This window comes from Bacillus sp. GM2 (assembly GCF_056155945.1).
Genome location: NZ_JBRKSZ010000007.1, coordinates 528,175 through 550,137, shown reverse-complemented (window position 1 = coordinate 550,137; position 21,963 = coordinate 528,175). Strand labels below are relative to the sequence as shown.

At 46.0% G+C, this 21,963-nt stretch carries 23 protein-coding genes and 1 other annotated feature; of the genes, 6 read left to right on the top strand and 17 right to left on the bottom strand.

All coding sequences use genetic code 11. The annotated features are described in order from the left end of the window. Nucleotides 1-103: 103 nt before the first annotated feature. Entirely contained in the window at nt 104-523 is a 420-nt protein-coding gene (locus ACVC9U_RS03790) for an Lrp/AsnC family transcriptional regulator (RefSeq protein ID WP_075751929.1), read from the top strand. Between the two features lie 50 nt (nt 524-573). On the opposite strand, the gene ACVC9U_RS03785 is transcribed toward ACVC9U_RS03790, so the two are convergent. From ACVC9U_RS03785 to acsA, 3 genes are all read right to left on the bottom strand, one after another. Continuing rightward, nucleotides 574-720: a hypothetical protein gene (locus ACVC9U_RS03785; RefSeq protein WP_003184427.1), complete on the bottom strand. Its 147-nt coding sequence runs from the start codon at nt 718-720 to the stop codon at nt 574-576. 132 nt (nt 721-852) lie between these two features. Beyond that, a complete protein-coding gene (tyrS, locus tag ACVC9U_RS03780; RefSeq protein WP_441391215.1) occupies nt 853-2,118 on the bottom strand; it encodes a tyrosine--tRNA ligase in 1,266 nt (421 codons plus the stop codon). 48 nt (nt 2,119-2,166) lie between these two features. Next, nucleotides 2,167-2,407 (bottom strand) — a binding site (T-box leader). A 53-nt stretch (nt 2,408-2,460) separates the two neighbouring features. Further along, nucleotides 2,461-4,179 (bottom strand): acetate--CoA ligase, encoded by a 1,719-nt coding sequence (gene acsA / locus ACVC9U_RS03775; protein WP_075751928.1) that lies wholly within the window; start codon nt 4,177-4,179, stop codon nt 2,461-2,463. Between the two features lie 155 nt (nt 4,180-4,334). On the opposite strand from acsA, the gene ACVC9U_RS03770 reads away from it, so the two are divergent. Genes ACVC9U_RS03770 through ACVC9U_RS03760 form a run of 3 tightly spaced genes read left to right on the top strand, consistent with a single transcriptional unit; the run spans nt 4,335 to nt 6,790 of the window. Continuing rightward, nucleotides 4,335-4,967 (top strand): GNAT family N-acetyltransferase, encoded by a 633-nt coding sequence (locus ACVC9U_RS03770; protein WP_075751927.1) that lies wholly within the window; start codon nt 4,335-4,337, stop codon nt 4,965-4,967. Between the two features lie 21 nt (nt 4,968-4,988). Further along, nucleotides 4,989-5,633: an acetoin utilization AcuB family protein gene (locus tag ACVC9U_RS03765; RefSeq protein ID WP_075751926.1), complete on the top strand. Its 645-nt coding sequence runs from the start codon at nt 4,989-4,991 to the stop codon at nt 5,631-5,633. Then, nucleotides 5,630-6,790 (top strand): acetoin utilization protein AcuC, encoded by a 1,161-nt coding sequence (locus ACVC9U_RS03760; RefSeq protein WP_075751925.1) that lies wholly within the window; start codon nt 5,630-5,632, stop codon nt 6,788-6,790. The genes ACVC9U_RS03765 and ACVC9U_RS03760 overlap by 4 nt, the downstream gene beginning before the upstream one ends. A gap of 64 nt (nt 6,791-6,854) precedes the next feature. Here ACVC9U_RS03760 and motS read toward each other — a convergent pair whose 3' ends face one another. From motS to ACVC9U_RS03695, 13 genes are all read right to left on the bottom strand, one after another. Then, nucleotides 6,855-7,547 (bottom strand): flagellar motor protein MotS, encoded by a 693-nt coding sequence (motS, locus tag ACVC9U_RS03755; RefSeq protein WP_075751924.1) that lies wholly within the window; start codon nt 7,545-7,547, stop codon nt 6,855-6,857. Further along, the gene (gene motP, locus ACVC9U_RS03750) at nt 7,537-8,355 is read right to left on the bottom strand and encodes a flagellar motor protein MotP (RefSeq protein ID WP_075751923.1); all 819 of its coding nucleotides are present in this window, start codon (nt 8,353-8,355) and stop codon (nt 7,537-7,539) included. Before motP ends, motS begins: the two co-directional genes overlap by 11 nt. Before the next feature lie 95 nt (nt 8,356-8,450). Beyond that, complete coding sequence (ccpA, locus tag ACVC9U_RS03745) at nt 8,451-9,452, bottom strand: catabolite control protein A (protein WP_075751922.1); 1,002 nt, start codon at nt 9,450-9,452, stop codon at nt 8,451-8,453. Nucleotides 9,453-9,767: 315 nt separating this feature from the next. After that, nucleotides 9,768-10,844: a bifunctional 3-deoxy-7-phosphoheptulonate synthase/chorismate mutase gene (locus tag ACVC9U_RS03740; RefSeq protein WP_003184447.1), complete on the bottom strand. Its 1,077-nt coding sequence runs from the start codon at nt 10,842-10,844 to the stop codon at nt 9,768-9,770. Between the two features lie 210 nt (nt 10,845-11,054). Beyond that, nucleotides 11,055-11,714, bottom strand: coding sequence for a hypothetical protein (locus ACVC9U_RS03735; RefSeq protein ID WP_075751921.1), 660 nt, complete (start codon nt 11,712-11,714; stop codon nt 11,055-11,057). A 149-nt stretch (nt 11,715-11,863) separates the two neighbouring features. Continuing rightward, nucleotides 11,864-12,190, bottom strand: a complete 327-nt coding sequence (gene ytxJ / locus ACVC9U_RS03730) for a bacillithiol system redox-active protein YtxJ (RefSeq protein WP_020452607.1) — start codon at nt 12,188-12,190, stop codon at nt 11,864-11,866. 20 nt (nt 12,191-12,210) lie between these two features. Next, nucleotides 12,211-12,627, bottom strand: coding sequence for a YtxH domain-containing protein (locus ACVC9U_RS03725; RefSeq protein WP_075751920.1), 417 nt, complete (start codon nt 12,625-12,627; stop codon nt 12,211-12,213). A gap of 3 nt (nt 12,628-12,630) precedes the next feature. After that, nucleotides 12,631-13,053 (bottom strand): DUF948 domain-containing protein, encoded by a 423-nt coding sequence (locus ACVC9U_RS03720; protein WP_059231756.1) that lies wholly within the window; start codon nt 13,051-13,053, stop codon nt 12,631-12,633. Between the two features lie 167 nt (nt 13,054-13,220). Next, nucleotides 13,221-14,519 carry a UDP-N-acetylmuramate--L-alanine ligase gene (gene murC, locus ACVC9U_RS03715; RefSeq protein WP_075751919.1) on the bottom strand — a complete coding sequence of 433 codons (1,299 nt, stop codon included), beginning with the start codon at nt 14,517-14,519 and terminating at the stop codon, nt 13,221-13,223. A 264-nt stretch (nt 14,520-14,783) separates the two neighbouring features. Further along, a complete protein-coding gene (locus tag ACVC9U_RS03710) occupies nt 14,784-17,690 on the bottom strand; it encodes a DNA translocase FtsK (RefSeq protein WP_075751918.1) in 2,907 nt (968 codons plus the stop codon). Nucleotides 17,691-17,874: 184 nt separating this feature from the next. Further along, nucleotides 17,875-18,480 (bottom strand): YtpR family tRNA-binding protein, encoded by a 606-nt coding sequence (ytpR, locus tag ACVC9U_RS03705; RefSeq protein ID WP_075751917.1) that lies wholly within the window; start codon nt 18,478-18,480, stop codon nt 17,875-17,877. Between the two features lie 18 nt (nt 18,481-18,498). Continuing rightward, nucleotides 18,499-19,308, bottom strand: coding sequence for a DUF1444 domain-containing protein (locus ACVC9U_RS03700; RefSeq protein ID WP_075751916.1), 810 nt, complete (start codon nt 19,306-19,308; stop codon nt 18,499-18,501). A gap of 19 nt (nt 19,309-19,327) precedes the next feature. Then, nucleotides 19,328-19,648, bottom strand: coding sequence for a thioredoxin family protein (locus tag ACVC9U_RS03695; protein WP_003184462.1), 321 nt, complete (start codon nt 19,646-19,648; stop codon nt 19,328-19,330). A gap of 290 nt (nt 19,649-19,938) precedes the next feature. Here ACVC9U_RS03695 and ACVC9U_RS03690 point away from each other — a divergent pair, with 290 nt between their 5' ends. Next, a complete protein-coding gene (locus ACVC9U_RS03690; protein ID WP_020452614.1) occupies nt 19,939-20,385 on the top strand; it encodes a YtoQ family protein in 447 nt (148 codons plus the stop codon). Between the two features lie 52 nt (nt 20,386-20,437). Here ACVC9U_RS03690 and ACVC9U_RS03685 read toward each other — a convergent pair whose 3' ends face one another. Then, the gene (locus ACVC9U_RS03685) at nt 20,438-21,511 is read right to left on the bottom strand and encodes a M42 family metallopeptidase (RefSeq protein ID WP_075751915.1); all 1,074 of its coding nucleotides are present in this window, start codon (nt 21,509-21,511) and stop codon (nt 20,438-20,440) included. Nucleotides 21,512-21,647: 136 nt separating this feature from the next. Between ACVC9U_RS03685 and ACVC9U_RS03680 the strand changes: the two genes are divergently transcribed. Further along, on the top strand, nt 21,648-21,962 hold the full coding sequence (locus ACVC9U_RS03680) for a PepSY domain-containing protein (protein ID WP_020452616.1): 315 nt from the start codon (nt 21,648-21,650) through the stop codon (nt 21,960-21,962). Nucleotide 21,963: the final 1 nt, after the last annotated feature.

Genomic DNA, 21,963 nt, shown 5'->3' with positions numbered 1-21,963 from the left:
TTAGTTTATACTATGGCCGATCAACATTTACATTGATAAAATCAAGTCTTTTTAGCGTTTGACTTGATTTTTGAAAAACGTTCATTTGAAAGGATATGATGAAATGCTGGATCATACAGACAAGCAAATCATAGAGGAATTATCAAAAAACAGCCGGATGACCATGAAGGAATTAGGAGAGAAAGTTCATTTGACAGGGCAGGCGGCCTCAGCAAGGGTTGCTAAATTAGAGGATCAAGGAGTGATTGAAGGTTACACCATAAAAGTGAATCAAGTGAAACTCGGGTGTTTTATTCACGCTTTTATCAATATCTATACAAAAAGCACTTATCATAAGCCTTATCTTTCGTTTATCAAAGCACAGCAGAAATACATCATTCAAAACTATAAAATCAGCGGGGACGGCTGTTATCTTCTCGAATGCAAGTTTCCGTCAAATCAACTGTTGGATCAATTTTTAACAGACTTAAATCATCATGCAAATTATAAACTGTCGATCGTTATTAATAAAACGGGCGTATAAAGAACCTGCCGTCCGCTTTTTTTATAAAAAAGAGAGCCCCTAAAGACCCTCTACTTCAGCCGCTTTGCCGCATTTTCCGTCTGATTCAATTGATTGTATCCGTCAGCCGACTGCTGCACCTCTTGTTTTCGTTCAGTTTCCAGCTGCTTGTGGTAATCTTCCATAAATTTTTCTTTAGCTGCAATGAACAGGTTCATGCTACATTCCTCCCTCTTCAACGATGGAAACGCTTTACCTATTACATCTATATTTTTGACATTTCCTGAATGAACATACATGAAACATACGGACACAAAAAAACCCTTGCCGTTTGGCAAGAGTTTTTTTGATTACTTATATGTGAGCAGGAAGTATTTCTTTTTACCGCGGCGAATGACGGTGAATTGGCCTTCGATGCGGTCTTCAGGGCTGAGGACGCTGTTTACGTCAGTACGTCGTTCGCCGTTGATGTAGACGGCTCCGTTTGTGATGTCTTCGCGCGCCTGGCGTTTGGATGGGGAAAGCTTCGATTGGACGAGAACATCGACGAGCGGCAGCTCATCGGTTTCCCCGAGCTCCATGGAAGGAACCCCTTTAAAGCCGACCTTCACTTCTTCAGCAGTCAGTTGTTTAATATCTCCGCTGAAGAGCGCTTTTGAGATGTTGACGGCCTGCTCAAACGCTTCACGGCCGTGTACAAGTACGGTCACTTCTTCGGCGAGGCGTTTTTGCGCTTCGCGTTTTTCAGGTGCCGTCTCTGTTTTTTCAGCGAGATCTTCGATTTCTTCTTTGGACAAGAAAGTGAAGTATTTTAAGTATTTCACGACATCCCTGTCGTCGGTATTGATCCAGAACTGATAAAACTCATATGCCGACGTCTTCTCTTTATCAAGCCAGATCGCGCCGCCTTCCGTTTTTCCGAACTTTGTGCCGTCTGCTTTTGTCACAAGCGGAATCGTCAATCCGAAAGCTTTTGCATTCTCTTCAGATTTGCGGATAAGCTCAAGTCCTGACGTGATATTGCCCCACTGATCGCTTCCGCCGATCTGCAGCTTGCATTCCTGGTTTCTGTATAAATTCAAGAAATCGAGAGACTGCAGGATCATGTAGCTGAACTCAGTATAAGATATGCCCGTCTCGATTCTGGAGCTTACCGTATCTTTGGCAAGCATGTAATTGATTCCGAAGTTTTTGCCGACATCGCGCAGGAAATCAATGACGTTCATTTTGCCGATCCAGTCATAGTTGTTCGCCATGATCGCCGGATTCTCATCAGCTTCAAAATCAAGGAAACGCGAAAGCTGGTTTTTGATTTTCTGTGACCATTCGCGGACGATTTCTTCAGTGTTCAGCGTGCGCTCCGCTTTCTTTCCGCTCGGATCGCCGATCAGGCCCGTCGCTCCGCCTACAAGTGCAATCGGACGATGTCCGGCCAGCTGAAAGCGGCGAAGCATTAAAATCGGCAGCAGGTGTCCGATATGCAGACTGTCAGCTGTCGGATCAAATCCGGAGTATAAGCTGATTTTCTCTGTATCCAGCAGGTCTCTCAAGCCTGCTTCATCGGTTTGCTGCTGAATCAGTCCCCTGAAGGACAAATCATCAAGTAAGTGTGTCATCATCATTTAGCTCCTTTTTTCCAAAAATAAAACGCCCCTTCGCAAAAACGAAGGGACGATAAAAATCGCGGTACCACCCTGCTTAAAAGAACGCATGGCCGCGCTCTTTTCACTCTCATTGATAACGGAAAAGCTTCCGTTCTTCTGCTACACAAAGCCCGGGAGGCTTTTTTCGCAAAAGCGGTTCATGAGTGTAATTCAAACCATCCATATGTGCTGATTTTCACCGGCCATCAGCTCTCTAAGACAGGGAAGGATGCGTTTTACTGATCTCAGTCTTCACCTTTTGAATATTCGACTAAATCTTTTTTAACATAATATTTTTGCATTGTCAATGAGACATCAGTCTTCCATCGATGAGAGATCGCCTGCCGGAAGGTTCAGCTCCCAAGCTTTCAGGACACGTCGCATGATCTTTCCGCTTCTTGTTTTCGGCAGTTTATCCTTAAATTCGATTTCCCTTGGCGCGGCGTGTGCGGCCAAGCCTTGTTTCACGAACTGCCTGATTTCTTCTTTTAACGAATCTGAAGGTTCATAACCTTCCCTCAAGGCGATGAACGCTTTAATAATTTCACCGCGGACAGGATCCGGTTTGCCGATGACGCCTGCTTCAGCGACAGCTTGATGCTCAACAAGCTTGCTTTCGACTTCAAACGGGCCGACGCGCTCGCCCGATGTCATGATGACATCGTCGATCCTTCCCTGGAACCAGAAGTATCCGTCTTCATCCATGTAGGCGGAATCCCCTGATACATACCAATCCCCCGGCATAAAATAGGAGCTGTATTTTTCAGGATTGTTCCAGATCGAATGCATCATTGACGGCCAGCCTTTTTTAATGGCGAGATTCCCCATTCTGTAAGGAGGCAGTTCATTTCCCTGGTGATCGACGATTGCAGCCTCTACGCCTGGAATCGGTTTGCCCATCGATCCCGGTTTAATTTCCATGCACGGGTAATTGCAGATGAGCTGCGCCCCTGTTTCGGTCATCCACCATGTATCATGAATCCGGTTGCCGAAGACTTTATGCCCCCATCTGATGACTTCAGGATTTAACGGCTCCCCTACGCTTAAAATATGCCGTAATGAGCTCAGATTATATTTGTTCACGAGATCGTCGCCAGCACCCATCAGCATCCGAAAAGCCGTTGGCGCGCTGTACCATACCGTCACTTCCATTTTTTCAATCGTTTCGTACCATGCTTCTGGACTGAACCTGCCGCCTACGACGACATTCGTTGCTCCATTCAGCCACGGACCGAAGATCCCGTAAACCGTTCCGGTAACCCAGCCTGGATCAGCCGTACACCAATAAATGTCATCGTCGTGCAGATCAAGAACCCATTTGGCTGTCTGATAATGCTGAATCATTGCTTTGTGGACGTGGAGAACCCCTTTTGGCGCGCCGGTCGAACCGGAAGTATAGTGAAGCAGCATCCCGTCTTCCTGATCCATCCATTCAATCTCAAGATCAGTGTCTGCTTCAGCCGCTTTCGCGTAATAATCGATGACAGATCCTTCTTCCTTTACGCCTTCTCCAACGACAATGATTGATTCAAGATCCGGAAGTTCGCCGGCCGGCATCCGTTCAAGCAATTCCGGTGTTGTCACGATGACCTTCGCTCCGCTGTTTGCAAGCCTGTCTTTGACAGCGCCTTCCATAAATGCTTCAAACAACGGCCCGACGATCGCTCCTAATTTGACAGCGCCAAGAAGAATAAAATAAAGCTCGGGTGATCTCGGCATAAAAACAAACACACGGTCTCCCTTTCCCACATTGGCATGCTGCTTTAAGACATTCCCGGCTTTATTCGTTTCATTTTTCATCTCTCTGAAGGTGTACTTTTCTTCGCGGACCGGATCTTTGTAGTAAAATGCCACTTTATTTTTCAAATTTGACTCAGCGTGGCGGTCGATCGCTTCATAAGCTGCATTGATTTTTCCCGTTTTGTGCCATGAAAAATGTTTTTCGGCATCCTTCCAGTCAAATGTCCGGTATGCTTCATCATAGTCTTTCAAGTTGTAGTTTCCCTTTTCTGCTGGCAACGCTTTCAATTCCATGCCCATCCCCCTTTGTTCGCTCATCAAAATATATTATAGTATAGATTTTTTATTTTCTCAATTTTTAAAAAATACTCTTCCATCCTATGAAAACGCTTAATATTTTGGTATGTTATGTATAAAAGACTTCAACTAAGATATAAGGCGGTGGATACGTGGAGCATCACAAAACTTATCATGCCAAAGAATTGCAGACCGAGAAAGGCTCAGTGCTGATAGAGGGCCCTATCAGTCCCGAAAAACTCGCACAATATGAATTTCACGACGAGCTTACAGCCTTTCGCCCATCTCAAAAACAACATGAAGCATTAATCGAAATCGCCGGGCTTCCCGAAGGACGGATCATCATCGCCCGTTTCCGGCAAACCATTGTCGGCTATGTGACATATGTTTATCCAGACCCGCTTGAAAGATGGTCTGAAGGAAACATGGAAAATTTAATTGAGCTTGGAGCCATCGAAGTCATTCCGGCATTCAGGGGTCACTCTGTCGGGAAGACGCTGCTTGAGGTGAGCATGATGGATCCGCAGATGGAAAAATATATCATTATCACGACTGAATATTACTGGCATTGGGATCTAAAGGGGACTAATAAAGATGTTTGGGAATACAGAAAGATGATGGAGAAAATGATGAATGCCGGAGGGCTTGTCTGGTTTGCGACAGACGATCCGGAAATCAGCTCCCATCCCGCCAACTGTTTAATGGCCCGCATCGGAAAAGAGGTCAGTCAGGAGTCGATCGAGCGTTTTGACAGACTCAGATTCCACAATCGTTTTATGTATTAAGGGAGCAAAGGGGACCTGAATATGATTGTTGAAAAAATCATGAAACGGGATGTTGTGACACTTTCCAGAACGGATACGATTGAAGAAGCGATCAAACGCATGCGTACATTTCACATTAAACACCTTCCCGTCATCAATGAACGGGGAACGGTCATAGGCATTGTCACGGACAGGGACGTCAAAACAGCAAGTCCGAGTATTTTTGCCCAAAACAGATCTCACGAAGATTTAAAAAAGCCGGTGGAACTGATTATGTCAAAAGAAGTGATCACCGGTCACCCACTTGATTTTGCCGAAGAAATATCAGCCGTTTTTTTCGAACACGAAATCGGCTGCCTTCCGATCGTAAAAAACGGGAAGCTTGTCGGCATTGTGACAAAATCCGATTTGCTGCATACGTTCGTCCAGCTGACAGGAGCCCATTTTCCAGGCTCCCAAATCGAAATCAAAACCGATCATATCGCCCGAAGCCTCGCTGATATCAGCGCCATTTTCAGCAGGCGCCAAATCGCCATATTGAGCGTGCTCGTATATCCCGGTGATGAAAATGATTCGAAAATACTCGTGTTTCGCGTTCAAACGATGAATCCCGCCTCTATCATCAAAGACGTGAAGTCCAAAGGGTATCAGGTTCTTTGGCCGGCTGTTCAAAGGGATTTGCCATGAAGGACAGCGTATTTATTTTTTCTCCCTCTTATCAAACTTATCAATTTCATCAAGATCACCCGTTTAATCAGCTGCGCGTCTATGTAACATACGATCTTTTGAATACGGTCGGCGCATTTGAACCGGGAGAAACGATTGCTCCGCGTATAGCGACAGAAGCCGAGCTCGGGCTTGTTCACACAGGCGATTATATCAGGGCCGTCCAGCTTGCAGGGGCGGGAAAACTTCCGGCAGCCGAAAGTGAAAACTACGGGCTTGGAACAGAAGATACCCCTGTCTTTGCCGGGATGCACGAAGCCGCCTCCCTTTTGGTGGGCGGAACACTGACAGCTGCAGACTATGTCATGACAGGCAAAGCAAGACACGCCCTCAATCTCGGAGGCGGGCTTCACCATGGGTTCAGAGGTAGAGCTTCAGGATTTTGCGTCTATAACGACAGTTCTGTTGTGATACGATATTTGCAGAAAAAATATCATGCGAAGGTTTTATATATTGATACGGACGCCCACCACGGCGACGGGGTGCAGTTTACGTTTTATGATGATCCTTCCGTGTGCACCGTCTCGATTCATGAAACCGGCCGCTACCTTTTCCCGGGAACTGGGCAGGTTCAGGAAAGAGGTCATGGCAAAGGCTACGGCTATGCTTTTAATATCCCGCTCGATGCCTTCACAGAAGATGAGTCTTTTCTTGATTCCTACCGGACGGCTGTTTCTGAAATAGCCGAGTTTTTCAAACCGGACGTTATTTTGTCGCAAAACGGAGCTGACGCGCATTACTACGATCCGCTGACACACTTGTGCACGACGATGAAGATTTACGAAGAGATTCCAAAGCTCGCTCACGAACTTGCACACACGTATTGCAACGGAAGATGGATCGCTGTCGGCGGAGGCGGGTATGACATTTGGCGCGTCGTACCGAGGGCATGGGCAAGAATCTGGCTTGAAATGAAAGGGATGAAACCTGAGGATAAGATGCCTGAAAAATGGCTGAAAAAGTGGGGCAAACAGGCATCTCTCCGGCTTCCTGCCAACTGGTCCGACCCGGGAGATTTGTATCCTCCGATTCCAAGAAAAGCCGAAATAACGGAAAAAAACGCCCAAACCGTTGCCAAAGCTCTTTATCCGATTCGCTCTGCTCAGCGCGCCACTTAATGTGAAAAATCCCGGCGCACAGAAAAAGGCCTTGCTTTTACGCAAGACCTTGCTTTCTTCTCACCTATTTTTTTGCGATGACAATTTCGACGCGCCTGTTTTCCTTCATATGGCTCTCTGTGCGGTTGTCCTTGACCGGTTTTGTATCGGCATAACCGATGGCAAGAAAACGCGAAGAATCGAGCTTCTCTTTCGACGTAAAGTAGCCGATCACAGTGCTCGCCCTTGCCGCAGAAAGCTCCCAATTGGATGGAAAACGGTAAGTCGAAATCGGGCGGCTGTCCGTATGCCCCTCCACACGGATCGGGTTGGACACTGATTTGAGAAGGACGGCGATTTTATGCAAAAGCGGGTGAGCCTGGTCTTTCAGATCCGCTTTTCCTGAATCAAACAAAACCGCTTCCTGAAGGACGAGGATGACGCCCCGTTCGTCACGCTTGGCCGCAATCAAACTTGACAGTTCATTTTTTTCAATATAGTCGTTGATTTTCTTTAATAAATCATCTTGGCTTTTAGCCGTTTTTTCAGCCTTCTGATCGTCCGCGTTTTCTTTTTTCAGCTCTGCGGCGGATTTGCCGTCGGCCCTGTCTTGAAATGAACCGACTGCTGCTTTAAATTTGTTTAAATCGATTTGCGACATCGAAAACAGTAAAATAAAGAACACGAGGATGAGCGTGATCAAATCCGAAAACGTGATGATCCAGTTTGACGATTTGCGACCCTGCTCGCGCTTCCTTCGTTCATGTCTAAGCTTCATGAGCCCTGTCCTTTTGTCTTACATGATCCGCCCGCTTTTTTGCCCATTCTTCTTTCGAACTGAAAACGACAAGCTGACTTTCCAGATTTCGAGGATTTCTTCCCGATTGGATGCCGATGATGCCTTCGATCATGACCTGCTTCTTAAAGATTTCATTCTCCGTCTTTTCTTCAAGCTTTGCGGCGATCGGTATAAACAGCATGTTGGCTAAAAGGGATCCGTAAAGCGTCGTCAAAAGGGCGATCGCCATATTCGGACCGAGCGTTTCCGGCTTGTTCAGGTTTTTGAGCATCATGACGAGCCCGACAAGGGTTCCGATCATTCCCCATGCAGGGGCAAATTCCCCCGCTTTTTCAAAGATCCTTCTTCCCTTTCTGTGCCTTTCTTCCATCGCGGCGATTTCCGAGTTCATCACATTGCGGATCGTCTCCTCATCCCATCCGTCGATGGCAAGAAGCAGACCTTTTTTCAAAAACGGGTCTTTCATTTCATTGACATTGGCGTCCAATGATAAAATTCCTTGTTTGCGCGCCTGTTCAGACAGGCTGACAAAGGTTTTGACCAAGTCGCGCACATCGTCTTCTTCCGAAATAAAGACCTGCTTCAGCACAGCCGGCGCTCTTTTTAAATCTTTCGGGGAAAAGCTGATAAAAACAGCTGCACACAATCCGCCCGTCACGATAAAGAAAGACGTCAAATCGATAAACGAATAAAAACCGGAAAGCCCCGCTCCAGAAACAACGCCGATTACTAAAATGAAAATACCCAAAATCAAACCGACCGGTGTCAGATAATCAAATCGTTTCATTTTTTCATAATCTCTCCAGCTCAAGGAAAAGAAAGCAAGCAATTCACGAAAAAAGCTGTGAACACTTGCTTTCTTTCTCGTTTATTTAATCATGATCATTTTGTTGATTGTCTGAGTTCAATGCGATGCGGCAGCTGGACAATATGCTCTTCGACTTCCTCTTTGTTCATCAGCTTTGTCAGAAGTCTCATCGCTACGGCACCGATATCATACGTCGGCTGGACAACAGTCGACAGCTGCGGCCGAACCATTAATGAAAGCCTTGTATTGTCAAAGCCGATCACTTCAAGGTCATCCGGAATAGCCAGTCCTTTATCCTGTGCTGCGTGAATAACGCCGAGCGCCATCTCGTCTGTCGCTGACAGAACGGCCGTCGGTTTTTCATCAAGCTTCATTAGCGCCTCCAGCGCTTCCATTCCTGAATCGTACGTATAATCGCCTTCTGCGACATACTCTTCTTTAAATTTCAGCCCCTTATCCTCAAGCGCTCTTTTAAAGCCTTGAAGTTTTTTCGCTTGATTGACCGGCTCAGTCATAGGTCCTGATACAAACGCAAGGCGCTTATGGCCTTTTTCAATCAGCATGGTAGCCGCATCATAAATCGCCTGTTCATAATCGATCGCAACCGACGGCGTTTCCCCTTTTTCTTCAACAGATGCCGCAAGCACGATCGGAACCGGTGACCGCTTAAACTCCTCCACATGGTCCTCAGTGACATTTCCGCTCATAAAGACGATACCGTCAACTTGCTTTCCTAGCATCGTATTCAAAAGATGGAGTTCTTTGTCCATATTCTGGTCGGAGTTGCTCAAAATAATATTGTACTTGTACATCGTTGCGATATCTTCGATTCCCCTCGCCAGCTCTGAATAAAAGATGCTGGAAATATCGGGAATGATCACACCGACAGTCGTCGTCTTTTTGCTTGCAAGGCCCCTTGCCACGGCGTTTGGACGATAGCCAAGACGCTCGATGGCTTCAAGCACCTTCTTTCTCGTCGTCGGCTTGACATTCGGATTCCCGTTCACAACCCTGGAAACGGTTGCCATACTTACATTTGCTTCGCGTGCTACATCATATATTGTCACATTACTCATTTTTACCACTCCTTCAACTGGGTACACTTTTCTTTTCCTATAGCATAAACATTTTCATGTAGAGAAATGTCAAAATGTAAAACTTTATGTAAAATAAACAGAACTCAAGTTTACATTATTTTTCATAACCTGCCAAAACAAAAGGGGCTCTCTGAAATTATACACGGTTTTACCTAATATGAAAACGTTCCCTTTATTTTTATAATTAATTTAAATAAGAATAAACAGCTTTTTAATTAAAAATAAGACATTTTTTCGACAATTTTTGATGACAACTAAAAAAAGGACCGCTCGAAAGCGGTCCATAATCGAATCTTATGCTTTTACTTGAACGAGCGGCTTCAGTTCATTTAACCATTTTTCAAATGTCGGGATATCCATTTGCTGAGCAGAGTCGGAAAGCGCGACAGAAGGATCAGGATGGACTTCGGCCATGACGCCGTCAGCTCCGATCGCAAGCGCTGCTTTTGCTGTCGGAAGAAGCAAGTCGCGGCGTCCGGTAGAATGAGTGACATCCACGAATACAGGAAGGTGAGTTTCCTGCTTCAGGATCGGCACAGCTGAGATATCAAGCGTATTTCTAGTCGCTGTCTCATACGTTCTGATTCCGCGTTCGCAAAGGATGATTTGATCATTGCCCTGCGACATGATGTACTCCGCTGCATTGATGAATTCCTTCAGCGTTGCGGCAAGTCCGCGCTTCAGCAGAACCGGCTTCTTCACTGAACCGGCCGCTTTTAAGAGCTCGAAGTTTTGCATGTTGCGGGCGCCGATTTGGATAACATCAATGTAATCAATGGCTTCTTCAATATGCTGCGGATTCACGATCTCACTGATGACGGCCAGATCATACTCATCAGCAACACGCTTTAAGATTTGCAGGCCTTCAACACCGAGGCCTTGGAAGTCGTACGGGCTTGTACGGGGTTTGAAGGCTCCGCCGCGAAGCAGTTTCAAGCCTTGCTTTTTAGCTGCGGCTGCGACTTCGGCTACTTGCTCATAGCTTTCAACCGCACACGGACCGACGATAAATCTTTGTTCTCCGTCGCCGATCTTTTCGCCTTTCAAATCAACGATCGTATTTTCAGGCTTTTTCTTGCGGGAAACGAGCAGCGCTTTGCTGTGATCGTCTTCCTGAAGTTCGAGTCCGGCTTTGAAAATCTCTTTGAAAATATGCTGGATCGTCGAGTTTTCAAACGGTCCGTCATTATTTTCAATAATTTCGTTCAGCATCGCTCTTTCTCTGACTGGATCGTAGCGGTTGATGCCTTGCGCTTCCTTCGCTTTTCCAATCTCCTGAACGATTCTTCCTCGCTCATTAATCAGCTTTAATATTTGCAAGTTTAATTCATTCGCCTGCTGCCTCAGCAAATCAAGTTCAGTGTTGCTCATGTTATCCATCCTTTCTTTTAACTTCACCCTCTATGAGAATAAGAATGATTCAATTGATTAGGGTTTATTATAAACAATGTTTCTTAAAATGTCACGAAAAAATTCTTTATTACCAAAACGCTTTTAAGCGATAAAGCATTATATGCAGTTTATCCCTTGCTGTGCGGGTGTTTGTCGGAAGAATAAAAAAAAAGAATCATGTTTGATTCTTTAACTTGATAACCTGTATATTCTCTGTATTGCGGTTTCGACGCTAAAAACTCTGTCATTTAAGGCAGCCGCCTTATCATCGGCATGTTCGACAATGTTCTCCGTAAATTGTCCGATGTTCTCGATGATCGTTTTCGGGAGCCTCTCCTGCCCTCTTTTCAGTTCATCTATATCTGTTTCAAGCCGATTCAGCCGCTTGTCCATTGCGTTTAAACGGTTTTCTACTTTGTTTAAGCGCCCGTCTATTTCTTTGAAGCGCTTGTCGATTGCGTTAAAGCGCTTGTCGATCTCAACGAAGCGCGCGTCTACTTCATCGAAGCGCTTGTCGATCTCAACGAAGCGCGCGTCCACTTCATCGAAGCGCTTGTCGATCTCAACGAAGCGCGCGTCCACTTCATCGAAGCGCTTGTCTATCTTAACGAAGCGTGCGTCCACTTCATCGAAGCGCTTGTCGATCCCAACGAAGCGTGCATCCACTTCATCGAAGCGTGCGTCGATCTCAACGAAGCGTGCATCCACTTCATCGAAGCGCTTGTCGATCTCAACGAAGCGTGCGTCGATTTTGTCTAAGCGCTTGTCGATTCCATCAAGACGCTGATTGATCGGACTCAATTCTTCTTTTAGAACGGATTGAAGCATGTCCTTTAATTCAGTGTTCAACTTATCACCTCCCGTTTTTTTAATTATAACGTACAACCATGGATCAAACGATACATTTTCCTAAAAAGGCATTTCCATGAGGCAAAAGCATTATAACAACATAGAAAACGGCCAAAACGCTATACGTCTTGGCCGTTTTCACCTGCGGATTATCTGCTGTTTTCCGCAAGTGCTTGAGCTGTAATTTGCGAATGGGAGGCGTGCCATTTCACGTTCCCGTTTGTAAAAATGAAGGCTTGAGGACTTTCGTGTTTAATTCCGTACTGCTCAGCGATATAGTTTGACAGCGGTCGGCTTTCCTGCACTTTTAAATAATAAGCCGGTATGTCTTCATGCTGATTGGCGAATGATTCAAATTCTTCAAACGCGCGCCTGCTGATCGGGCATGTCACACTGTGTTTCAAAAAGATAAATGTATCGTTGTTTTCTGCAAGCTTTTTAAATTCATCCTCTGTTTGAATGAGCTGTTTCGACACGGTGATCTCCCTTTCCTCCATTATTTCTGGACGGTATCTGCTGTTTCCCTTGCTTCATCTTCTATTTCATTTTTGGCTTCTTCAGCCTGTTCTTCGATTTTAGACGATGCTTCTTCCTTTAGTTCATCAGCTTTTTCGGCACCTTTGTTTCGCAAGTCTTTGACTTTATCCATGATCTGTGAAGACTGGTCGGCAACAAGCTGTGAAATCGAAGATGTCTTCTCTTTGGCGATGCTGACGTACTCAGAACCTCTCTCCCTCGCTTCGCTTGTGAGCTTTCCAGTCTTATCTTTTAAAACGACAGCCTGATTTCCGAGGTCATCGCGAAGCTCTTTCCCTGACTTCGGCGCTAAAAATAAAGCTGCGGCTGCCCCGATGATTCCGCCTACAAACGTGCCGATTAAAAAATCCTTAGTATTCATTCCATCTTTACTCATAAATTATTCCTCCTTCATCTTCTTTTGTTTCCATCTATTCCAAATTTCCAAAGCTGCATTGCTCCAGCTGACAACTTGAGAAATTTTTTCACGGTTTTGCTCTGCGGCTGATGTGACGGACTCTGAAACCTGCTGAATAGAGCTGTTAAACTGCCTGACCGATGTGCCGACTTCCTGAACGGCATCCACGACCGTATTCAGCTTCAAAGATTTTTCCTGAATATCATCAGCGAGCCGGTTTGTCTTATTCAGGAGCTCCGTTGTTTCAGCGGTGATGCCTTTCATTTGTCCTTCAACACCTTCCAGCGTTGAGGCAACATGATTGAGTGTGACTTGAAGCGATTTTAATGTTTTTGATAAATAGATAACCAGAATAAGAAAGCTGACGGCGATGAGTGCGGCGCTTAAATATAGAATAATAATCATCTTATCCTCCTCGAGCTAAGGTCTTACAATTGATGTATACCCAATTGTTTAAATCGTAAACCTCTATATTTACTTTTTCTACACGCACGGGAGAATTCCTTTAACAGAAACTCCCGGCTCCATATGTACAAAAAAGCAGCGGATTGACTCACACTGCCTTTTTCTAATTATGCTAATACATTTTCATATGCTTTTAAATACTTTTGAATGTCACCTGCGCCCATGAAAATTAACACTGCATGTTCATGCTCCTTCAAAATCGATGTGTCATTTTCATCGATCAGCTTCGCCTGCGGGATTTTCTCCTGCAAATCGCCGATCGTCAGCTTTCCTGCATTTTCCCGGGCAGATCCGAATATATCGCAAAGATATACATAATCGGCTTTCTTGAGGCTTTCGGCAAACTCATTCAGGAACGACTGCGTGCGCGTAAATGTATGCGGTTGAAATACTGCGACAACGTCCCGTTCCGGATACTTCTGTCTGGCTGCTTCAATCGTCACCGTGATTTCAGTCGGATGATGGGCATAATCGTCAATCAGCACTTGGCTGCCGGCATGTTTTTCGTTAAATCTGCGTTTAACGCCGCCAAAGGTTTGCAATCCTTCTTTAATGATATCGACATCGACCTCTTCATAATGGCAGAGTGCGATGACGGCCAAAGCGTTCAGAACGTTATGGCTGCCGTATGCCGGTATATAGAAGGTATCGTAGAATGTGTTCCTGACGAAAACATCGAACGTTGTGCCCTCGGTATTTTTGATGACATTTCTCGCCTGAAAATCGTTTTCCTCGGCAAAGCCGTAGTATACGACTGGAACGTTCGCATGGATTTTCATCAAATACTCGTCGTCTCCGCATGCGATAATTCCCTTGTTCACCTGTAATGCCATCGTTTGAAATGCGTCGAATACATCATCGATATTCGCGAAATAATCGGGATGATCAAAATCAATATTTGTCATGATCGCATAATCAGGCTGATAGCTCAGAAAATGCCTTCTGTATTCACAGGCTTCAAGCACAAAGTACTCGCTGTTTTCGCAGCCTTTTCCAGTCCCGTCTCCAATCAGATAAGATGTCGGTTTTGCTTTCTGGATGACATGGGATAAAAGACCCGTCGTTGACGTTTTGCCATGTGCCCCTGTAACGGCAATGCTCGTAAATTTCTTCAGATAGTCGCCGAGAAATTTATGGTACCGCACGACTGGCAGGCCTTCGGCTTGCGCTTTTTCAATTTCAGGATGGGTGTCGGGAAAAGCATTTCCGGCAATGACAGTCATTCCCGGCTTGATATTTTCCGGATCAAACGGATATATCGGGATATTTCTCTCCTCTAAAGCGGTTTGTGTAAAAATGTACTTTTCGATATCCGATCCTTGGACATTATATCCATTATCATGGAGAATTTGGGCAAGCGGACTCATACCTGTCCCTTTTATTCCGACAAAATGATAAACAGTCATAATTGTACCTCCAACAAACGTCTATCTGCTTCCCAGTATATGACGCTTATTTCAATTTGCAACCTAAACCCGGCCGCATCGTTTTCTTCAAAGTCATCATTATATTCAGTATCAGACATTTTCAAGAGTGAATAAACCTCCTGCGTAAAGGATTTTTTTGAACCCTTTCACGGAAGTGCTCTTAAAAACGGATTAAAACGCCGCTGCCGGCGCTTTAATATGCGGCGCTCTAAAAAAACACGCCCATCTGCTATCATACCATGTTTAGCCGAAAAGTGAACTACTTTCTATTAACTGTTCCAGGTCGGCCTTTGTAATCAGGACTTCTCTCGGCTTACTTCCTTTCGCCTCAGAAATCATGCCTTCCCTTTCCATCATATCGATTAATCTGGCAGCTCTGTTATAGCCGATGCGGAAGCGCCGCTGCAGGCTTGAAGTGCTGGCGCTGTTTTGTTCCACGGCAAATTCGCACGCTTCAAGAAACAGTTCATCCTGATCAAATCCGGCCGGATTTTGTCTGACCAATTGTTCCTGTTCAAATAAATAGTTCGGCTCCTGCTGCCGTCTGACATGTGAAACGACACGGTCAATCTCCCGGTCGGAAACAAAGTTGCCCTGCAGGCGGACCGGTTTGCCTGAACCGTTCTCCAAGAACAGCATATCTCCTTTTCCAAGCAGCTTTTCAGCTCCCGCCATATCGATAATCGTTCTTGAATCGACGGCACTTGATACAGAAAATGCTATTCTTGTTGGTATATTGGCTTTAATCAAGCCGGTAATGACATCAACTGAAGGCCGCTGCGTCGCGATCAGAAGATGGATGCCGCACGCTCTTGCTTTTTGTGCGATTCGGCAGATGCTTTCTTCCACTTCATTCGGAGCGACCATCATTAAGTCGGCAAGTTCATCAATCACGACAACAAGATAAGGAAGTTTTTCACCCATGTTCTGTTCCCGGACTTTTTCATTAAATCGTTCAATTTCCCGAACACCGGAATGGGCAAATAATTCATAGCGCCGCTCCATTTCTTCGACAACCCATTTTAATGCAGCAGTTGCCGCTTTGGCATCTGTGATGACAGGACTGACGAGATGAGGAATTTTATTATACGGAGCAAGCTCCACCATCTTAGGATCGATAAGCAGAAGCTTTACATCCCTCGGCGCCGCTTTGAACAGCAGACTGACTAAGATCGTGTTGATGCATACGCTTTTCCCTGATCCCGTAGCCCCGGCAATCAAACCGTGGGGCATTTTTTTCAGATCTGCCACAACGGGCTTTCCGGAAATGTCGAGTCCGAGGGCTGCGGTCAGAGGAGACGGATTCGTTCTGAATTCCGAACTTCTGATCATTTCGCGCAAATAAACCATTTTACTATGCAGATTCGGCACTTCAATTCCGATCGTATTTTTTCCCGGAATCGGCGCTTCGATCCGAATATCTTTCGCTGACAGGCTAAGTTTAATATCATCTGACAGGTTTGTAATTTTGTTGACTTTCACTCCGGGTTCAGGATGCACCTCAAATCTTGTCACAGAAGGCCCCTGGGTGACATGAACGACATTTGCTTTGACATTGAAGTTCTCAAGCGTGACGTCCAACAGCTCGCGCTGCTCGTGTATCCAGGCCTGATCATCCTGCTTTTGCGCCGGCGGCACATCAAGCAAAGACATATTCGGGAACTGATATCCTTGAGGCGCTTTTTCTTTTTGTTTATCTGATGCAAGCATCATGACATTAAACGGAACAGAGCCTTTCTTCGATCCCGGAGCAGCTCCTGTTTCCCGCTTCCGCGGAACTTCAGGCCGCCCCTCATTTGTCCTTGTACTCTCCCGGTCCAGTTCGCTGTTTTCGGGTTCACCCGCGCTTGACACTGTCTCTTCCGATTCCGGTGAAAATGATGCCTGCTCTTGTTTCCAGCCAGCCTGGCTGCTTCCGCTTTCTTCAATAACGTCAGCCGGCGCATGGGAATCTGTCCGGTTTTTGATATCGGAAGGACCATCGCTCTGGGCGGATATTTCAGAGCTGCGGCCATGAGTGTACGGCTCTTCCGGAATTGAAGCTTCCGGGTCAGGACGCATTTCGTCCGAGCCGTTAGTCTCCACTTGTTCTTCCGTAACGGCTTCTGCATCCTCTGCAGTTTCCTTCTCTTCTCCGGTTTCCCCAATCTTATCCAAAAGCTTTTCGATTTGTTCCGGCGTTTGTTGAGCGGGGATTGCTTCTTCTTCCGTTATGTTCCATGATGCGGTGGCTGTCTCTTCTTCAGCTTCATACCGCAGCGCTTTCTCTTCGGCGAGCCCGGAATCTTCTGTCATTCGCTCACGGCGGATTTCCGTTTCTTCCGGAATATGTGTTGAGACAAGGGTTTCCGTTCGTTCGGATTCATGCCGCAGCACTTTTTCTTCAGCGAGCCCGCCGCCTTCTGTCATTCGCTCTCGGCGGATTTTCGTTTCTTCCGGAATATGCGTTGAGACAGGGGTTTCCGTTCGTTCGGATTCATGCCGCAGCACTTTTTCTTCAGCGACTTCGCCGACTTCTGTGATTCGCTCTCGGCGGATTTCCGTTTCCTCCGACATATGCGGGACATCTTCAAATTCGGCCCGCCACTCCGGATTGCGGCTCTCGCTTTTAGTCAGCGGACGGCCGTTCTTTTCAGTTTGCAAGGAAGGTTCTTCTCGTACCGGCTGCTTATTTCCGGCAACCTTCTGCTCTTTTTCAATTTCTTCGTTAAACAGCGTAACACGCGCTTCCATTTGATTGTTTGCACGATATGTATAATTTTCCGGTTTGGCTCTTTTCTGTTCATGAAAGCCGTAAACCGGTGACGGGATGACAGACGGCCTAAAGGGTTTTTTCGCCGCTTTCTCTTCATGATGATAGGAATTGCCGGGTTTCGGCTGAGAAGCTGTGTGCCGGCTTGCCGGGCGACGGGTCCTTTGTTCGCGGCTGTCATCCTTTTCCCGCGGCCGCGAGTTTTGATCAGGTATAACCGGGAAACGGAACTTCCCTTTTGGATATTCATATACGACTTTTGCGTCGGATATTTGCGGCATTTCTTCGTCTTTCTCTATAAATGAATCCGCCTCAAACTCTTCTATGTGTTTTTTTTGTTTTTCATTATCTTCATCATCGCCTAAAAACAGGCTGAACATTTTATTAAACCAGCTCATGAATCATCACTCTCTAACTCCCTTAAATTTTTCGGGGACGGTTTTAAGTATACCACTGCTTCCCCACCCAGAAAAGGACAAGTCCTTCTCATGTGTCCGCCCTCCGAATAAAAAAGCCGCCAAGTTTATCTACCCAGCGGCTTCTTTTTTACATCTATTCGAAAGTTTTGTTCATTTTATGCCGTTAAAATGTAAAAGCTTCTCCTGCTTTACGGCTGTCATCAAGGACAAGAATGCCTTTTTCCTTCGGCGCGTCTGGGAGGTTCAGCTCCTTGGCAGAACAAATCATTCCGCTTGACGCCACTCCGCGAAGTTCCGCATCTTTAATAATCATACCGCTCGGCATCACGGCTCCGACTTTGGCTACGACAACTTTTTGGCCGGCTTCAACATTAGGAGCTCCGCAGACGATTTGCAGCGTCTCGCTCCCTACATTCACTTTGCAGACACTCAATTTATCGGCATTCGGATGCTTTTCTTTTTCTTCGACATATCCGACCACAAACTTCGGAGAAAGATCGACGGTCAGCTCATCTTTCAAACCGTTGCGGACCAGAATTTCATTCACATCTTGGACAAAGGATTCGGAAAGCGCAACAGCTCCGCTTTCCTCAATGCTCAAATATGAGGAGAGATTAAAAACGTTATAGCCTGCTGTTTCCTTTGTGTCTTTATGAAAAATTTTCACAACGTCTCCGCAGCGCTCAAAAGCAATCTCTTCGCGCGGAATATCGTTCAATGAGATGAGCAGCGTATCGCCTACGCCTTCTGGATTATAAAATGCGTTCATGAGAAAAATTCCTTTCTATCATTTCTTTTTAGGGCGGTTTTTAGCCAGAATAAAGATTGGTTCAAGCTTTCCATCCTCATAAAGGAAAGAAAGCGCAGTGATCGGCACTGTTCCGTTTGCAAAAAAGCTCATCGACATTTGCCCGAGAATATCGTATCCGGCATTGTTGCGGATGTCGGCAATAATCAGCACATCCTGGTGCGGGATTGACACCGCCAGAGTCCCTTCCGCGCTTTTCTCATACTCTGCGAGAATCGATTCGTTCAACACCCTGCTGGCGTCATAGCCGTCATTTGCTCTGAAAAAGTAGAAGTGATTGCCGGCGACTGCGTCTTCTTTGACAACGGTTTGGAGCGAGCGAAGGTTAAAGGAAGCCGTTTCCCGAATCCTTTCCTTTGTCCAGCCCTCTTTTTCAAGCATTTGTTCGTCGATCAGCCGGTATGTGTTGCCAAGGTCGAGCGCGTAGTAAATTCGTGTTTCAGCCGTGTGGCCGTCAAAAACCAAGGGAACGCCTGCGCTGGACTTCTCGGGAAAGGAAGTCGAGCGGATGACGGGATAGATGAGACTTTCCCGCCCTTCCATTTCCTGCGACTGGCCTTTCATGGCATTGAGCGCTTCCTCAGTATAATAGACGACTTCGTCAATCGCATCATCTTTTTTCTGCTCCCATTTGGCGATGATCCCCGGGAGTTCGAGTGTAATGCCTTTTCCTGTGTTTTGATCCTCGATTCTCAAGGTGTCTTTTTCCCTGTCGAAATGAAAGGACCAGTTGTCATTTTGCAAACGTTTTTTTAATATATCGGAAAGTTTCCTTGACGTCATTTTCATAGAGGAACTCTCCTTTCGGCTACTTATTCAGTGAATCTGTCAAAAATTGCTCGATTTCCTCTTTCGTTTTTCGGTCTTTGCTGACAAAACGGCTGATTTCGTTTCCTTCTTTAAATACGAGGAAGCTCGGGATTCCGAAAATGTCCCACTCCGCGCACGTATCAATAAATTTGTCGCGGTCAACATAATAGAATGTAAATTCCGGATAGTTCGCTTCAAGCTCAGGCAAAAACGGTTCTACAAAACGGCAGTCCGGACACCAGTCAGCCGAAAACATCAACAAGGATAAATCGTCTTTCACAACTTTTTGCAGTTCTTCATTCGTCTCGATTGTTTTCATCGCTCAACGCCTCCAATATATGTTCTTATCATCCATTCGGATCATACCAGACAACCGGCTCTATCGCCAGCCTTTTGCTATCCACCGGCTTTTTTAAAAGATGGACGATTCTTTATGTATCTTACCCGTTTTAAAAAGGGAAAATCTTAACGATCCGATCCTCTTTCATATCATAAGCATAATTTTTTTGCTTTATCAAGCTATTCTCGTTTAACATGGTAAGTAATAGGGTAAAAATATCCGTTAAGGCGCCTTGCGCCGTGATCCCATGACAGTCAGGAGGAGCATGTATGGAATTTATCGTTTATCTTGCCGGAGAAATACATAGCAATTGGCGTGAAGAAGTGAAGGAAAAAGCAAAATCGCTCAAGCTGCCGATCACGTTTGTCGGACCGATGGAAAATCACGACCGCTCCGACAACATCGGTGAAGAAATTATGGGCAAGCAGGCTGATTCGATCGCGAAAGATGATGCAGCCTCGGATTTGAACAATTTTAGAACTTCCGTTTTAATGAACAAGGCGGATGTGGTCATCGCTCTTTTCGGGGAAAAATACAAGCAATGGAACACGGCGATGGATGCTTCATACGCGATTGCCAAAGGCAAGCCGCTGATCATCATCCGTCCTGAGTCACTCCATCATCCGTTAAAAGAACTGTCAAACAAAGCGAACATTACTGTAGAAACTGTCAATCAGGCGATAAAATCGTTGTCATACGTATTTGAAAGCCGGTAGCTGTATCATCAAAAAGAGACCCTGTGCGTAAAGCGGCACAGGGTCTCTTTGTTTAATCATTTCGCAAAATCGACTGTACGGCAGAGCTGTCGCAAGCTTTGACAAGCTTGATCAGCAATTCTTTTGCAGCAAGGTAGTCATCAACGTGGATAATGGAAGCAGATGTATGGATATATCTTGAACAAATGCCGATCACGGCCGAAGGAACGCCTTCATTTGAGATGTGAACACGGCCGGCATCGGTTCCTCCAGGGGAAACAAAATATTGATACGGGATGTCATGAGTCTCTGCCGTATCCAGCACAAAATTTCTCATTTCGCTGTGCGTCACCATCGTCCGGTCGAAAATCCTTAACAGCACTCCTTTGCCTAGCTGGCCAAATTGATTTTTGTCGCCGCTCGCATCGTTTGCCGGACTTGCATCAAGCGCGAAAAACAAGTCAGGCTGTATCATATTGGCCGCAGTTTGCGCACCTCTTGTGCCGAGCTCTTCCTGGACGGTCGCACCTGAGTAAAGCGTGTTCGGAAGTTCTGCTCCCTGCAGTTCTTTCAGCAACTCAATGCTGAGGCCGCAGCCGTAGCGGTTATCCCATGCTTTAGCCATGATCTTCTTTTCATTTGCCATCGGGGTAAACGGACAGATCGGCACGATTTGCTGGCCTGGTTTGACACCGATGCGTTCTGCATCTTCCCTATCATCCGCACCAATATCAATCATCATGTTTTTGATATCCATCGGACGTCTCCTCTGCTCATCTGTTAAAAGATGAGGAGGCGTGCTCGCAATGACGCCGGGGATCGGCCCGTTGTCCGTATGGATTTCCACCCGCTGAGCCAATAAAACCTGGCTCCACCAGCCGCCCAGTGTTTGAAACCGAAGCAGTCCGTTGTCTGTGATTGATGTAACCATAAATCCCACTTCATCCATATGGCCGGCCACCATAATTTTCGGACTGCCTTCAGGTCCATGTTTAACGCCGAACACGCTTCCCAGTCTGTCCTGGAGGATCTCATCAGCATATTTTTCAAGCTCTTTTTTCATGAAACGACGGACTAGATGTTCATTTCCCGGGGCGCCGGGGAGCTCCGTCAGCGTTTGAAAAAGCGTTCTCGTTTCCTGATTCATCTGTTTCCCTCTTTTCTTATGTATCTCTCTACATTTTACATAAGTGTGCGATGTGTTTCCAGAAGAGAGCCCATCCTTAACACGGACGGACATGTTCTGTATAATGAAAAAAACAAGCTTTGGAGGTGCTGAAAAGATGAAACTGCGCCATTTTCTTCTTGGGGCCGGCATCGGCATTGCCGCGGCCGTTGTTGTCAAACAATATGTCATGCAGCCTTACATTTCTTCTGAAAAAGCGCTGCGCATCGTCAAGTCCGCTTTTAAACAGAGAGGCCCGATCGACGGTTCATGGATATATACCGTTCCGGAAGCCTATACCGTAAACGGCGAAACCGTCATGGTGTACAAAACAGGCATTACACGTTCCGCTTTCGGAGAGCTTGAACAGTACGAAGTCATGGTTGATGCGAAAACAGGCATGATCGTAGATGTGATTGATACCGCAGCATAGC